The sequence below is a fragment of the Kribbella kalugense genome (assembly GCF_004365875.1).
In the GTDB taxonomy this organism is placed as follows: Bacteria; Actinomycetota; Actinomycetes; order Propionibacteriales; family Kribbellaceae; genus Kribbella; species Kribbella kalugense.
This window is the reverse complement of the sequence record NZ_SODF01000002.1, coordinates 2158272-2172222: the sequence shown is the minus strand read 5'-3', so window position 1 is coordinate 2172222 and position 13951 is coordinate 2158272. Positions and strand designations below refer to the sequence as shown.

Genomic DNA, 13951 nt, shown 5'->3' with positions numbered 1-13951 from the left:
GACGCTCATCAGCTGCCCACCGGACGGCCGGTCAGCTGGCTTGGCGGTCAATCGCGGCCGAGAGTGCGGCGATCACGTCCGGCTTCCGGGGCGCTCCACTGGCGCGCTTCACGACCGCTCCGGTGCTGTCCAGCACCAGCGTGGTCGGAGTACGCAGGATGTCCAGGCGCCGTACCAGCTCCAGATGCGACTCCGCGTCCAGCTCGACGTGCCGCACCCCGTCGACCATGCCCTCGACCTCGGCCAGCGTCCGCCGGGTAGCCCGGCACGGCGCACAGAACGCCGACGAGAACTGCAACAGGGTCGCCCGCTCGCCCAGCTCCCCACCCAGCTCCGCCGCAGTCACCCGCTCCACGTCGTCCTCGCTCTTCCCGCGAAACCGCCCGTCAACCCAAGCCTTGAGCACACTGAGCACCACACCGGCGACCACAGCCCCGGCCAGCACCCACAAACCCAATCTCACAACTATCCACGGTACGACTCCCAGTTCAGTATTCAACCGTGCGTTTCACGCCTCGGACTGGACAATGGGGTCCGTGGAGACTGGGTTGATGGTGCGGGCCGGGGTGGTGATTCCGGAGGGGGAGCTGGCTTGGCGGTTCTCGCGGTCGGGTGGGCCGGGTGGGCAGTCGGTGAACACGACGGACAGCCGGGTCGAGCTGAGCTTCGACGTGGCGGGTACGTCGGCGTTGAGCGACGTACTGAAGACCCGGGCGCTCGACCGGCTGCAGTCGCGGCTGGTTGACGGCGTGGTGACGATCGCCGCGTCGGAGTACAAGTCGCAGTGGCGTAACCGGGAGGCGGCGCGGGAACGGCTGGCTGTGCTGCTGCGTGAGGCGATCGCACCGCCGCCCCGGAAGCGACGGCCGACCAAACCGAGCAAAGCGTCGGTTCGCCGCCGTTTGGACGACAAGAAGCGCCGAGGCCAGACGAAGCGCCTGCGCGGTCGCCCGGACGACTGAGTCGGCCCCTTGGCTAGTTAGGCTTGCCGCCGTGCAGGAAACGGGGAGCGGGGGGTCGGAACAAGAGGAGCCGGAGGAGCTCCCGGAGTTCCAGGATCTGAAGGTGCGCGGCCGCTCGGTCCGGACCTGGGGAATCAGCGTCATCGTCGTCCTGCTGGCGATCTCCGCGGCCTTCGGCGGCCTGAAGAAGGCCGGCAGCGAGACCCCGCAGGTGGACGCCGGCACCGCGATCGACGCAGGCCAGTTCGCGGTCACCATCCAGCGCGTCGTCATCGTGAATGACCTGAAGCCGCTCTTCACGCCAGACGACGGCGGGGTCCTGATCGCGGTCGTGACCAAGCTGAAGGTCACCGACGACACCGGTACGACGCCGCCGTCCGACCTGATCCGGCTGATCGGCGTACCCGGAGTGAAGGACACCGACGTACCGCTCGGCACCACCAACCTCCGCGACGAGACGATGAACCCGGTCCTCACCCCGGACGCAGGCGAGGACGTCGCGTACGTCTGGAAGCTGCCGAAGGGCGCCAAGCTCCCGACCCAGGTCGACCTGACCGTGCAGGGCTACGAGCACGAGGACGAGTCGATCCTCGACCACCACGAGAAGTGGCTGCCAGACGCGGTCGTCGCGGACAGCACGGTCGCGGTCAAGGACAACCGCAAGTGAACGCCCGCAAGCTCCTGAATATCGGGCTCACCCTCGCGGTCCTGGTCGCGATCGTCGGCCTCTACCGCGTGACGCCGACGCAGAAGGACATCCAGGACCCGACGCCGGTCGGCGGAATCATCGGCCGGGCGGTGAAGACGCCGCGGTTCGACCTGACCGTCAACCAGGTCCGGGTCGGCAAGAAACTCCGCATCCCGCATTCGACGCCCGATCGGGACACGCTGACCGACTTCGTGGTGGTCGACGCGACCGTGATGGCTACCCGCGAGCCGATCCACATCCTGAACGTCCGGATCAAGTCCGCCGACGGCGTCACGTACCTAGGTGCCAACCGCAACGGTCTCGACGAGGTCGATCTGACCGGCACCGAGTTCGCGCCGGACATCGGAGTCCGCGGCTCGTTCGTGGTCGAGATGCCCGCCGACAAGGTGCCTGGGGCAACCGTCCAGGTGATGGAGAAGTCGATCCTGAACGACCTGGAGCCCCAGGTCACCATCCCGCTCGGCTCCGACACTCCCAAGGTCGAGGACGTCGTGACTCTCACCGCGGCGAGCGACACATGACGGGCGCACGCCGGGCCCGCCGCGGCTGGTTCCGGAAGAACACGGCGGCGCTCGCGACTCTGGTGGTGGCGATCCCCCTGGCCGGTTGGTGGACCACTCGCAGCGACTACAAGTCGTGGTACGACGGCGAGCCTCGCGATCCTGTGGTGGTGTCGGACGGAGGGACGTCGTACAACAACGCGACCTGGTACGGCGCCAGCGTCGAAGAGAACCCGCAGCCGACCCAGAGCGGTCTGGGCGACGCGCTGCCGGACGGGACCACGCGGATCCGGGTGTACCTCCGGCTGCAGGTGAACAACCTGTCCGCGCTCGAAGGACTCGGTGGCTGCCAGATTCACCTGCGCGCACCGGACGGCCGGATCTGGAACGAGACGGTGGTCGCGGACGACTACCAGGATCGTCCGACCGGCTGCACCGGCGGGTACGACGACAAGTCGGAGAGCTGGCGTGGTGCGTCGGCGCAGTACTACCTGAAGCCGGTGGCCGGGAAGCCGTTCGAGACGGTCGCGGTGTTCGTCGTACCGTCGTCTGTCGCCGGCAGTGTGCAGCCGACGATCACGTGGGCTACGAAGCTTCCTCAGTACCTGGCATTCCCGAGGTAGCCGCGCTCAGGTCGGTGACACCGTGGTCGCCTGCCGACTGCTCGTGGACCGCACGGGTCCGCGTGGTCAGGTAGCCGGCCAGGCCGCCGATCATCCGGTCGTAGGCGGCAGCGAGCAGGCTGACCTGCAGTGCGATCTTCAGGCCGTCGGTGAGCAGGTTCAGTGGCTCGTCGATGACCAGCCAGAACTGCAGGGTGTGCGGTCCGAGCACCCATAGCTTGAGCACGATCCACACCGCGCTGGCGGCGAACGTGACGACCGCCCAGGCCAGGAAGTACCCCAACATTGGCCGCAGACCGGATCGGACGACCAGCCGGAACGCGTCGACGACCGGAGTCCACCGGTCCTTCCAGTCGGCGACCACCGAGTTCCCGGCGACGCGGACGATGCGCGGCGTCTGCTGCCAGCGGTTGGTGATCCGGTCGAACCGCCAGCGTGGCTTCTCGGGCTTCTGCACGACCCGGCCGTAGATGACCGCCGTCATGGTGATCCACATCAGCGGGAGTACTGCGGCACTCCAGAGGTCACCGACACCGGCGGCGACGAAGCCGGTGACCGCATCCCACACCTCGCGGACCTGGTCGACGCCGAGCACGTGGTCGAGTACCCAGGTGTACCCGTCGTGCAGCCACTGCCAGACCACCCGTTCCTTCAACCAGGTCATGGGTGGCGGGATGACCGAGGTCGCCTGGTACGCGACCACGAAGATCCACAGCGCCTCGAGGTACGTGACGAACAGCTTGCGGACCGGCCCTTCCTTGTCCTTCTTCCACTTCTTGAACACGAAGCGGAGCAGGTACGCCGTGACGCCGAGGCCGATGAACAGCCAGGTGGACAGCGACTGCAGTCCTTCCGACGGCTGCTGCACCGTACCGCCGGTCAGAACGGTCGCCGCGGTCTCATTGACCTTGTGGACGGCGAGTTTGTACTCGTAGTCGAGCGCCTCGTTCTGAAGGAACTTGTACGCCGCGTAGAACGCCAGGAACGGGAGCAGCGCAGCCGCGATCGCGTCGAGAGGCTTGTGCTCGTTACCTGGCTCCATGCCGTCCGGGGCAAGCGCGCCCTCGGCAACTGCTCGCCGGTGGAACGGCAACTCGCCGCGCAGGACCAGGAACATCGTGACGTACATGGCGAGTGAAACCACGACCAGCAGGGCTAGTACTGCGATGCCGGCCGCCTGCGCCTTGGCGCCGGCTTCAACTGCCACCCACTGCAGACCTCGGTGTGCCAACTGGGCCACCAGGAACACGGCGAACAGGCGCGGCCAGGCCTTGCCGAAGAGGACCCCCGCCCGCCCCACTGTAGTGAGTAGCGTCCCCGACTCCATCGCCACGCGCCGAATCTACCTCTCCGGAAGCTCTCTCCAGAGGTCCGGTAGCCGTGGCCGTCAGCCGCTGGCTCTTGGGATCAGGCTTTGGGCTCAGCCGCCGGCGAACGGCGGGAGGGCGTCGACCAGGGCGCCCTCCCTGAGCGGCGTACCGGGGTCGGCACGCTCACCATCCAGGAGGAAAGTGCAGATCGACAGCACCCGCGCCAGCTCCGGCCGGTCGGTCGAAACCGTGCTGACGAGGTCGCGAATCGAGTGGGCCTCAGCGGTCGCCGACGACTCGCCCGCTGCCGAACGAGCGGCAGCGAAGTACCTGATGGTCACTTCCGGCATCTGGTCGGGGCCTCACTAAGCGGTTAAGTCTTCGGCTATTATGTCAGCTTGCTGTTAGACCCAGTGTGTCTCAGGCCCCCGGCAACGACGCCGCCGGGGCCTGACGTGCACGAGGACCGGATCGCAGTTTCAGGGTCCGATGATCAGCACAAGGAGACGGCGTGAGCACGTTGCTTCTGCTGACGAACGCGCTGCAGGCCTCCGCCGAGGTCCTGCCCTCGCTCGCCTTGCTCCCGCACCAGATCCGGATCCTGCCTCCCGAGGTGGCCGCGCTGGTGGACGCGCCGGACGCCGACGCCGTCCTGCTGGATGCCCGCCGCGACCTGGTCGCCGTGCGGAGCGCCTCCCGGCTGATCCGGACCACCGGCATCGACGTTCCGCTGATCCTGGTCGTCACCGAGGGCGGCCTGACCGCGGTCAACGCGGACTGGGGCGCGGACGACGTACTGCTCGACACCGCCGGCCCCGCCGAGATCGAGGCCCGCCTGCGCTTGGTCATCGGCCGCCTCGCCGCGACTCGCAACGACGAGCCCGAATCCACGCTGATCCGCAGCGGCGACGTCGTGATCGACGAGGCGTCGTACACGGCGAAGCTCAACGGCCGCGCGCTCGACCTGACCTACAAGGAATTCGAGCTCTTCAAGTTCCTCGCCCAGCATCCCGGCCGGGTGTTCACCCGCGAGCAGCTCCTGCAGGAAGTCTGGGGCTACGACTACTTCGGCGGCACCCGCACGGTCGACGTCCACGTACGCCGCCTGCGCGCCAAGCTCGGCCCCGAGCACGAGTCGCTGATCGGCACCGTTCGCAACGTCGGCTACCGCTTCGTCGTCCCGCCCAGCACCCGCGAACCCGCCGAAGTGAAGGCCTGACCTCTTAGAGGACGAACTTCAGCAAGGTGATCGCGAGGGCGGCCGCTGTGACCAGCGCCGCCTTCCAGGACCCGACGCCCTGCCGGAACGCCGCCACGAACGTCCCGACCGTGATCGGCACCAGCATCACCAGCAAGGTGATCCCAGCGGCGTGAACGCCGACGTGCGACTGGGCGGACAGCACCAGCCCCACGATGAATGCAAAGGTCAACCCGAGCCAGCTGGTGATCTGGACCGGCCCGTCACCGCTGCGATGCCCGCCATGCGACGTCCGAGTGGTCCGCCGATGCGAAGTCGGAGCAACGTGCGCCATCGCTCACCTTCCGTGAAAGCCTGAATACGCAAGGTACCAGGACCTTTCGCGGAACGAAAAACCCGTCAGCCGTCCACCTCGCCCGGGCCTGGGTCCCGTCCCGGCGTACCGAAGTACGCCGGGACGGAGCCGCTCAGGAACCGATCGAGATGCGGTCGGTGGCGACCGGGGTGTACGGGTCGTGCGCGGTCAGGTAGCTGGCGAACGCGTCGATGTCGAGCCCGCCGAACACCTTGTTCGTCGCGGTGGTGAAGGCCGGGAAGCCGTCACCGCCGTCGGACAGGAAGTTGTTCGTGACGATGCGGTACGACGTCGCGTCCACCAGCGGCTGCCCGCCGATCTTGATCGAGCCTGCGACCACCTTCGAGCCCGCCGCGGCGGCCGGGTTCCAGGTGTAGGTGATGCCCGCGACCTGGAGCACCTTGAACTTCGCGTCCTCCGGCCCGTTCAGCCCGGAGAACTGCTGCTCGAGCAGCGTCTTGATCTGCGCCCCGGTCATGTCCATCGAGACCAGGAAGTTGTTGAACGGCTGCACGGTGAACGCCTGCCCGAAGGTGACCGCACCACCGGTCGACGCCAGATCGGCGCGAATGCCGCCCGGGTTCATGAACGCCGCGACCGGAGTCTTCCCGCCCGACACCACGGACGGATCGGCCAGCTGCGCGTCGGCGATCAGGTTCCCCAGTGGGGACTCGAGCGAGTCGTCGTTCGTCCGCACCACCGAGGGTGTGGTGATGTGGCCGATCACCTTGCTCTCGATCGGCGCGACCAGCTTCTTGTACTTCGCGATCAGCTCGGCGGTCTTGCGGTCCTGCACCACGTCCTGGGTGACGATCTGGTTGTTCGCCAGGGTGTTCACCCGGTCGACGTCGCCGGTCGCGTTGTCGATGCTCAGCCGAACATCGGTCACTAGGCGTCCGAACGACGACGCGCTGGTCACGAGGCGCGGCTTACCGGCCTTGTCCGGCAGCGAGCAGTTGTAGGCCTGGTGAGTGTGGCCGGAGATGATCGCGTCGATCTCCGGGTCCAGGCCGGCGTTGATGTCGACGATCGGGCCGGAGATGCCCGGGCAGCTGTTGTACGCCTTCGGGTCGGCCGGGAAGCCGCCTTCGTGCAGCAGCACGACGATCGACTTCACGCCCTTCTTCTTCAGCACCGGGACCAGCGCGTTCGCGGTCTCGACCTCGTCCTTGAAGGTCAGTCCGTCGACACCGGACTTGGTGACGATGTTCGGCGTGTTCTCCAGCGTCATGCCGATGAAGCCGACCTTCTGGCCGTTCTTGAAGGTCTTGATCGTGTACGGCGCGAACAGGGTCTTCTGGGTGTTGGTGAAGAACACGTTCGCGGAGAGGTACTTGAACTTGGCACCGGTGAACGGGTGCTTCGCGTCCGGGCAGGAGTTCTGGTTGTTCTGCCCGTCGCCGTCCGGCAGGCAGCCGCCGGTCTGCATCCGGAGCAGCTCGTGCCAGCCCTCGTCGAACTCGTGGTTGCCCACCGACGCAACCTCGAGGCCCATCCCGTTCAGCGCTTCGATCGTCGGCTCGTCGTGGAACGCGGCCGACAGCAGCGGCGAGGCGCCGATCAGGTCACCGGGAGCGACCGTGACCGACTCCTGGCCCTTCGCCTTCGCGGCGGCCCGCAGATCCTTCAGATACGTCGCGAGGTACGCCGCGCCGCCCGCCGGGATGCCGTTGATGTTGCCGCCCGAACCCGTCGCCGGCTCCAGGTTGCCGTGGAAGTCGTTGATGGCGAGCATCTGGATCTGGGTGTGGGTCGGCTTCGGCTTCGCCGCCTGGCTCGCGGTCGCCTGCGACTGGGTCTCCGCCGACTGGGCTGCAGCCGATTGGTCGGCGGTCGCCTGGTCGGCGGTGGACTGCGTTGCCGCACTCGACCGCGTCGTACCGGCAGCCTGGCTCACGGATCCCCCCGCGGCCAAGGCGAGCACCGCAGCCGTCCCGGCGGCGAGCAGTCCGACCGCTCGCCGTCCCCCCAGCCGCGCTCTGTCTCGTCCTGTCAGGGCCATTTCAACTCCGTTTGGTCCGTCGTCGTCTGGGTCACCGCGGGTAGCGGTCCCGCGAATTCCTTGCGGTGCCGCGAAAACTACCCAAGGCGGCGCGCCCCCGCCAGGACCTGAGCATGAACTCAGCCGGACCTTTTACGGTATTCACGTGACCCTCGAAGCCGTTCCCTCACCGTTGCCCTCGGCCACTGCCGCCGCCGTCACGGAAATCGCCCGCGCCGCAGCACACAGCGACGGCGTCAACCCGCTCTCCGAACGCACCCTCCTGCACCTCGACGGCGAACATCCCGACGACGTCCACGTCCTCGCCTACGACGGCGATCCGGGCACCATCGAGGTCAGCGGCCTGCAGAGCGCCCGCAACCTGGTCGGGTACGGCGCCCTGTCCCCGGACGGCTCGGCGGAGCTCGTCGTCGCCCCAACCTTCCGACGACAGGGCTTCGGTACGGCGCTCCTCCGCATGCTGCTCGACCATGGCGGCACTCGTACCCGCGTCTGGGCACACGGCCGCCTCCCCGGCTCCGACGAGCTGGCCCACCGCCTGAACCTCGAGGTCACACGGGAGCTCTACTTCCTCCGCCGTACCAGGGCTTCGCTGCCGGATCCGGTCTGGCCCGACGGGATCGCCGTACGAACGTTTGTCCCCGGACAGGACGACGCAGCCTGGCTGGAGGTGAACGCCGCCGCCTTCGCCGACCACCCCGAACAGGGCAGCTGGACCGCCGCCGACCTGGCCGAGCGCCTCCAGCAACCCTGGTTCGACCCCAACGGCTTCTTCCTGGCCGTCGACTCCACTAGTGGCGCGGTGGCCGGCTTCCACTGGACCAAGGTCGAAGACGGCGTCGGCGAGGTCTATGTAGTAGCTGTCTCCCCCATCCACCAAGGCAGCGGCCTGGGCAAAGCCCTAACCCTCCAAGGCCTCCACCACCTCCAGGACGACCGCAACCTGGACGCCGTCGTCCTCTACGTAGACGGCACCAACACCGCCGCCCGCACCCTCTACACCAACCTAGGCTTCAAAACCGCCGCCCTAGACGTCCAATACGCCCCCGCCTAACACACCTCAGGATCCGCAGCTTGGTGGACCGGCTGCGGGGTTGGAGCGGCTGTGAACGACATCACAGCGAAGTCACTCGCTCACTTCGCGTCATAAACCCCGCCCCCACCCGTCCCATCAACAGCCGGGAGCCGTCCGAGCCTCTAACCCCCCAGCCGGGCGGCTCCTGGCCCCTCAACGTTGTCCACAGGCTGCACCTTTTGACATGGAGCCAAGCGCCCACAGCCCGTTACGATCGTGTCCGACTACGGAGGGCTGACACTCGTGACACACCGCAACAGGCCAACCACCACACTCCTGGCCTGCCTAGGCGCCGCCACACTCCTAACCGCCTGCGGCGGCAGCCCCGAAGCCGGCCGCCCAAACACGGCCCCGCCCACTGGCAGCACGGGCGCCGAATCATCCGTAAGCACACAGCCCAGTCCGGGCGGTACGACGCCTCCGACATCGACTGTCCCGACCGCTGCACCAGATCGACCGAGTACTGCCCAGGGGGTCACGCTCGCGGCCGCAGAACAATTCGTCCGCTATTACAGCGACCTCATGAATTATGCAGCGGACACCGGCGACACGACCACACTTCTGGCGGCCAGTGACTCAGGCTGCGAGAATTGCAATTCTTACGCAGCCTTCATCGCGAAATCCAACGCGACCAACGGCTTGTTGGTCGGCGACTACCACGAGCACATCACCGACGTACCGGAGTTGACTCGCGGGAAGACTGGGTTCGCGGGTGGATCGGCCACTCTGAGCGTCGGCGGATACACGAGTAAAGAGACGAAGGCTGACGCTCCACTGGTCAGCAAACCGTCCAAGTACACCCGTGAATTCGCACTGTCCACCAAGGGTGGAAATTGGATCATGTACGAGATGAAACAGACGAAGCAATGAAATTGGCTTTGGGTATCGCGGCAGGACTCTTGCTCGGCACTCTGGCGGAGCCAGGAAACTCCTGGGCATCGGCCGACCTTCCGCTAGTGCACCAAGCAGCAGCCGCGCCGGAGCGGAATCCTGGAAACCCACCGCCGGTGAAGGTCAGGAAGAACAAAGACAGCATCACGACCAGCGCGACGAAACGCACCACCGACCGGCTAGCCGCAGGCAACGCCGGAAAGAAGAGCAAGGCGAAGTCCAGACTGCCTGCCGGACCGGCCAACAAGCCGACCAAACCTCGCCGATCCAAGGATGATCTGACGACATCGGCCACCGAGCGAGGTGACATCAAACTCAACATCGGCGTCTGCGGCCTCATGCAGCCGGATGGAACGGTGCCTGGTCCGACCCGATGTCAGCCTGGTGGCGTCGGGAGGCGGATTCCTGAACGTACGTTGCCGCCGGAGGTAGTGCGTCCGCGGCCTGAGGACATCACGTGGGAGCAGGTGCGTTCGGAGACGAAGAACGTCGTGTTTCCTGGGCTTTCGGTGAAGGTGCAGCCGAATGGGCGGACGCTGGTCAATCTGGACACCATCGTTTACACCGACGACAGCAAGGTGTCGACGACGACTGTGTCGCTGCTCGGTTTCCCGGTGGAGGTTGAGGCGACGCCGATCAGTTACACGTGGCACTTCGGTGACGGGAGTCCGGCGTTGACGACGAGTACGCCGGGGAAGCCGTACCCGTCGAAGGAGATCACGCATAAGTACATGAAGCGTGGTGATGTCAGTCTGACGTTGACCACCAGTTACGCCGCCCGCTTCAACGTCGCCGGCACCGGCTGGCAGTACGTCGACGGCACGGTCCCCATCACCGGTCCAGCCACCCCGCTCCTGGTTCGTGAGGCCGTCCCTGTACTCGTCGACCCTGGCCGCTGAGCGGTTCGTTCCGCGCGGCCAAGCCGGCCATGAGGGCGACGCTGTCGGCCTCGAATGAGTTGTGATCGTCAGTCGTCCAGAGGCGGGCTAATGCAGGACTGACCTCAGGTGGTTGACGAGGTGGGTGTGGGCTTGGCGGGTTTTGCCGGGGAGGGTTAGGAGGTTGGCGTAGCCGTGGGTGAGGGTGGGGTGGGGGACGTGGGTCAGGGGGTTGCCGGCTGAGGTGAGGGCTTTGGCGTAGTCGAGGCCTTCGTCTCGGAGGGGGTCGAAGCCGGCGGTGGTGAGGTAGGTGGGTGGGAGGCCGGTGAGGTCTTCGGCGCGGAGTGGGGAGACGATCGGGTCGGGGCGGAGGGTGGGGTCGGGGGTGTAGTGGTCGCGGTACCAGATGATGTCGGCCTCGCTGAGGATGAAGCCCTCGGAGAAGAGATCCCGGCTGGGGCGGCGGGCGACCAGGTCGACAGCGGGATAGAGCAGGACCTGGAGGGCGGGGCGCGGGAGGTCGCCGCGGCGTACGGACTGCTGGGCGACCACGGCCGCCAGGTTGCCGCCGGCGCTGTCGCCGCCGACGGCAACCAGTCCCGGGTCGACGCCCAGGTCTTCGGCGTGGTCGACGGCCCAGGTGAAGGCGGCGATGGCGTCCTCGGCCGCGGTAGGCGCGGGCGCCTCGGGGGCCAGGCGGTAGTCGACGGAGAGGACGCGGATCCCGGCGTCGGCGGCGATCGCGCGGCAGAGGCCGTCGTGGGTGCCGAGGTCGCCGACGACCCATCCGCCGCCGTGGAAGAAGACCAGCAGACCGCGACCGGCGTCCCGCGGGACGTAGAGGCGAGCGCCGAGCTGGCCGGCGGCGCCGCGGACGGTGAGGTCCGTTACGCGCTGTAGCTCGGCGGGCTTGCCGGGGATCAGCCGGCACAGGGCGCGGAACTTGGCGCGGGCGGTCGCCGCGTCGGTCTTGGTTGTGCGAGGCAACAGGTTCTCGACCTTGAGGAGCAACTGGAGGTCGGGATCGAGGGTGTTGCCGTCGATCTGGACCGGTGCGCCGGCCAGGCGGCGCCGGACGGCGGCGGGCAGGGCGTACAGCGGGGTCAGCGCGTTCGCCTGTACGGCGGTCGCCGTGTCACGGAATGCCGAGTCCAGTCGTGAGTTCACAAGGAGTGACGCTAGCAACCGTCTCCCCAGTAAGTGGTCCGGAGGAACGAAAACGTCACATCGGCGAACGCGCGGACGGCTACCCCATGTTCACGAAAGGATGCGATGCTGGTCGGCGTGGCTGGAGACTTGCTGGCATCCCACAACCGGGAGTACGACGTCGAGCCGCCGTACGACATCAGTGCGGCCGGCGACCTTCCGGTGGATCGGTTTTCCGATCGCGAGCTGAGCTGGCTGGCGTTCAACCAGCGGGTGCTGGAACTGGCCGAGAACGACCGGATCCCGTTGCTCGAGCGGGCCAAGTTCCTGGCCATCTTCGCCAGCAACCTGGACGAGTTCTACATGGTCCGGGTTGCCGGTCTGAAGCGTCGTATCGCGGCTGGGGTCGCGGTGAGGGCGGCCAGTGGGCTGCTGCCGCGCGAGGTGCTCGACCGGAGCCTCACCCGCAGCCGTGAGCTGATGGACCGCCAGGCCGAGACCTGGCGGAAGTCGGTGCAGCCGGCGCTGGTCGAGCAGGGCATCGAGATCCTCCGCTGGGACGAGCTGCAGCACAGCGAACGCGAGGACATGACCCGGTTCTTCCGGGACCGCGTGTTCCCGGTGCTGACCCCGCTGGCGGTCGACCCGTCGCACCCGTTCCCGTACATCTCCGGCCTGAGCCTCAACCTCGCCGTCGTGGTCCGCAACCCCGACACCGGCGGCGAGCACTTCGCCCGGGTCAAGGTGCCGCCGCTGCTGCCGCGGTTCGTGAAGGTGGCCGAGGGCCGGTTCGTGCCGCTCGAGGACGTCATCGCGACCCACCTGGGCCAGCTGTTCCCGGGCATGGAGGTCACCCAGCACCACACCTTCCGGGTGACCCGCAACGAGGACCTCGAGGTCGAGGAGGACGACGCGGAGAACCTGCTGGCAGCGCTCGAGAAGGAGCTGCTGCGCCGCCGGTTCGGTCCGCCCGTCCGGCTCGAGGTGGAGGAGTCGATCGACCCGCAGGTGCGGGCGCTGCTGCTGTCCGAGCTGGGCGTCACCGAGGCCGAGGTGTTCGAGGTCCCGGGTCCGCTGGACCTGCGTGGACTGTTCACGATCGCCAGCCTGGACCGGGCCGAGCTGAAGTACCCGGGGTTCGTTCCGTCGACGCATCCGCACCTGGCCGAGGTGGAGACCGCCAACCCGGCGGACATGTTCTACGCCCTCAAGCAGCGCGACGTGCTGGTCCACCACCCGTACGACTCGTTCTCCACCAGCGTCCAGCGCTTCATCGAGCAGGCCGCCGCCGATCCGCACGTACTGGCGATCAAGCAGACGCTGTACCGGACCAGTGGTGACTCACCGATCGTCGATGCGCTCATCGACGCCGCCGAGGCCGGCAAGCAGGTCCTGGTCCTGGTCGAGATCCAGGCCCGCTTCGACGAGCAGGCGAACATCAAGTGGGCCCGTCAGCTGGAGCACGCAGGCTGCCATGTCGTGTACGGCGTGATCGGTCTGAAGACTCACTGCAAGCTGTCGATGGTCGTCCGCGACGAGCCGGACGGCCTGCGTCGGTACGCCCACATCGGGACCGGTAACTACCACCCGAAGACCGCCCGGCTGTACGAGGACCTCGGCCTGCTCACCAGCGACAAGGTGGTCACCGAGGACGTCGCGCAGCTGTTCAACCACCTGTCCGGCTTCAGCCGCAGCGAGGGCTACCGGCGGATCCTGGTCGCTCCCCAGTCGGTACGGCGGGGGCTGGTCGAGCGGATCGACCGTGAGGTGCAGCACCACCTGGCCGGTCGCCCGGCGCGGATCCGGTTCAAGGTGAACAGCCTGGTCGACGAGGCCCTCTGCGACGCGCTCTACCGGGCGTCACAGGCCGGCGTACCCGTGGACCTGTGGATTCGCGGCATCTGCACGCTGCGCCCCGGCGTACCCGGGCTGTCGGACAACATCCGGGTCCGCAGCATCCTGGGCCGGTTCCTCGAGCACAGCCGGGTGTTCATGTTCGAGAACGGCGGTGAGCCGGAGGTGTGGATCGGCTCCGCCGACCTCATGCACCGCAACCTGGACCGCCGGGTCGAGGTGCTGGTGCAGCTGAAGGAGCCGGACCACGTCATCGAGCTGGGCGAGATGTTCGACCTGGCGATGGACGAGACCACCGGATCCTGGTGGCTGCAGGCCGACGACACCTGGCAGGCCCGGTTGATCGGCCAGGACGGTGAGCCGCTGCGCGACATGCAGGAGCGACTGATCGCGACGCGCGGACGCCGCCGGGCGGTCGACCCCATCAGCTAACCGACGGAGCACGATT

At 67.4% G+C, this 13951-nt stretch carries 15 protein-coding genes; 9 read left to right on the top strand and 6 right to left on the bottom strand.

Translation table 11 applies throughout. From position 1 onward, the window contains the following. Nucleotides 1-31: 31 nt before the first annotated feature. Entirely contained in the window at nucleotides 32-463 is a 432-nt protein-coding gene (locus EV650_RS28230) for a TlpA family protein disulfide reductase (RefSeq protein WP_134121995.1), read from the bottom strand. A gap of 64 nt (nucleotides 464-527) precedes the next feature. On the opposite strand from EV650_RS28230, the gene arfB reads away from it, so the two are divergent. The 4 genes from arfB to EV650_RS28210 are packed head-to-tail and all read left to right on the top strand — an operon-like array spanning nucleotide 528 to nucleotide 2794. Beyond that, nucleotides 528-962 carry an alternative ribosome rescue aminoacyl-tRNA hydrolase ArfB gene (gene arfB, locus EV650_RS28225; protein WP_202874955.1) on the top strand — a complete coding sequence of 145 codons (435 nt, stop codon included), beginning with the start codon at nucleotides 528-530 and terminating at the stop codon, nucleotides 960-962. A gap of 31 nt (nucleotides 963-993) precedes the next feature. Next, entirely contained in the window at nucleotides 994-1629 is a 636-nt protein-coding gene (locus EV650_RS28220; protein WP_134121993.1) for a hypothetical protein, read from the top strand. Beyond that, a complete protein-coding gene (locus EV650_RS28215) occupies nucleotides 1626-2192 on the top strand; it encodes a hypothetical protein (RefSeq protein ID WP_134121992.1) in 567 nt (188 codons plus the stop codon). The genes EV650_RS28220 and EV650_RS28215 overlap by 4 nt, the downstream gene beginning before the upstream one ends. Next, nucleotides 2189-2794 (top strand): hypothetical protein, encoded by a 606-nt coding sequence (locus tag EV650_RS28210; RefSeq protein WP_134121991.1) that lies wholly within the window; start codon nucleotides 2189-2191, stop codon nucleotides 2792-2794. Before EV650_RS28215 ends, EV650_RS28210 begins: the two co-directional genes overlap by 4 nt. Here EV650_RS28210 and EV650_RS28205 read toward each other — a convergent pair. Both EV650_RS28205 and EV650_RS28200 read right to left on the bottom strand, forming a co-directional pair. Beyond that, entirely contained in the window at nucleotides 2757-4121 is a 1365-nt protein-coding gene (locus tag EV650_RS28205; RefSeq protein ID WP_238174590.1) for a hypothetical protein, read from the bottom strand. The genes EV650_RS28210 and EV650_RS28205 overlap by 38 nt on opposite strands. Nucleotides 4122-4214: 93 nt before the next feature. Beyond that, nucleotides 4215-4454, bottom strand: coding sequence for a MoaD/ThiS family protein (locus tag EV650_RS28200; protein WP_134121990.1), 240 nt, complete (start codon nucleotides 4452-4454; stop codon nucleotides 4215-4217). A 161-nt stretch (nucleotides 4455-4615) separates the two neighbouring features. On the opposite strand from EV650_RS28200, the gene EV650_RS28195 reads away from it, so the two are divergent. Next, nucleotides 4616-5323 (top strand): response regulator transcription factor, encoded by a 708-nt coding sequence (locus EV650_RS28195; RefSeq protein WP_134121989.1) that lies wholly within the window; start codon nucleotides 4616-4618, stop codon nucleotides 5321-5323. A 4-nt stretch (nucleotides 5324-5327) separates the two neighbouring features. Here the strand turns inward: EV650_RS28195 and EV650_RS28190 are convergent, their stop codons facing one another. Both EV650_RS28190 and EV650_RS28185 read right to left on the bottom strand, forming a co-directional pair. Next, nucleotides 5328-5636, bottom strand: coding sequence for a hypothetical protein (locus EV650_RS28190; RefSeq protein ID WP_134121988.1), 309 nt, complete (start codon nucleotides 5634-5636; stop codon nucleotides 5328-5330). Nucleotides 5637-5769: 133 nt separating this feature from the next. Continuing rightward, nucleotides 5770-7659 (bottom strand): bifunctional metallophosphatase/5'-nucleotidase, encoded by a 1890-nt coding sequence (locus EV650_RS28185; protein WP_238174497.1) that lies wholly within the window; start codon nucleotides 7657-7659, stop codon nucleotides 5770-5772. 145 nt (nucleotides 7660-7804) lie between these two features. Between EV650_RS28185 and mshD the strand changes: the two genes are divergently transcribed. From mshD to EV650_RS28170, 3 genes are all read left to right on the top strand, one after another. Beyond that, nucleotides 7805-8713 (top strand): mycothiol synthase, encoded by a 909-nt coding sequence (mshD, locus tag EV650_RS28180; protein WP_202874953.1) that lies wholly within the window; start codon nucleotides 7805-7807, stop codon nucleotides 8711-8713. Nucleotides 8714-8950: 237 nt separating this feature from the next. Next, nucleotides 8951-9604: a DUF6318 family protein gene (locus tag EV650_RS41170; protein ID WP_369409964.1), complete on the top strand. Its 654-nt coding sequence runs from the start codon at nucleotides 8951-8953 to the stop codon at nucleotides 9602-9604. Next, entirely contained in the window at nucleotides 9601-10524 is a 924-nt protein-coding gene (locus tag EV650_RS28170; RefSeq protein WP_134121984.1) for a PKD domain-containing protein, read from the top strand. The genes EV650_RS41170 and EV650_RS28170 overlap by 4 nt, the downstream gene beginning before the upstream one ends. Nucleotides 10525-10611: 87 nt before the next feature. Here EV650_RS28170 and EV650_RS28165 read toward each other — a convergent pair whose 3' ends face one another. Beyond that, the gene (locus EV650_RS28165; RefSeq protein WP_238174496.1) at nucleotides 10612-11670 is read right to left on the bottom strand and encodes an alpha/beta hydrolase; all 1059 of its coding nucleotides are present in this window, start codon (nucleotides 11668-11670) and stop codon (nucleotides 10612-10614) included. A 105-nt stretch (nucleotides 11671-11775) separates the two neighbouring features. Between EV650_RS28165 and EV650_RS28160 the strand changes: the two genes are divergently transcribed. Next, on the top strand, nucleotides 11776-13935 hold the full coding sequence (locus EV650_RS28160; protein WP_134121983.1) for an RNA degradosome polyphosphate kinase: 2160 nt from the start codon (nucleotides 11776-11778) through the stop codon (nucleotides 13933-13935). Nucleotides 13936-13951: the final 16 nt, after the last annotated feature.

Excerpts from the sequence above, each read along its gene's own strand:
- EV650_RS28170 (WP_134121984.1), top strand. The coding sequence starts at position 9,601 with ATGAAATTGGCTTTGGGTATCGCGGCAGGACTCTTGCTCGGCACTCTG.
- arfB (WP_202874955.1), top strand. The coding sequence starts at position 528 with ATGGGGTCCGTGGAGACTGGGTTGATGGTGCGGGCCGGGGTGGTGATT.
- EV650_RS28210 (WP_134121991.1), top strand. The coding sequence starts at position 2,189 with ATGACGGGCGCACGCCGGGCCCGCCGCGGCTGGTTCCGGAAGAACACG.
- EV650_RS28200 (WP_134121990.1), bottom strand. The coding sequence starts at position 4,454 with ATGCCGGAAGTGACCATCAGGTACTTCGCTGCCGCTCGTTCGGCAGCG.
- EV650_RS28160 (WP_134121983.1), top strand. The coding sequence starts at position 11,776 with ATGCTGGTCGGCGTGGCTGGAGACTTGCTGGCATCCCACAACCGGGAG.
- EV650_RS28205 (WP_238174590.1), bottom strand. The coding sequence starts at position 4,121 with ATGGAGTCGGGGACGCTACTCACTACAGTGGGGCGGGCGGGGGTCCTC.
- EV650_RS28190 (WP_134121988.1), bottom strand. The coding sequence starts at position 5,636 with ATGGCGCACGTTGCTCCGACTTCGCATCGGCGGACCACTCGGACGTCG.
- EV650_RS28185 (WP_238174497.1), bottom strand. The coding sequence starts at position 7,659 with ATGGCCCTGACAGGACGAGACAGAGCGCGGCTGGGGGGACGGCGAGCG.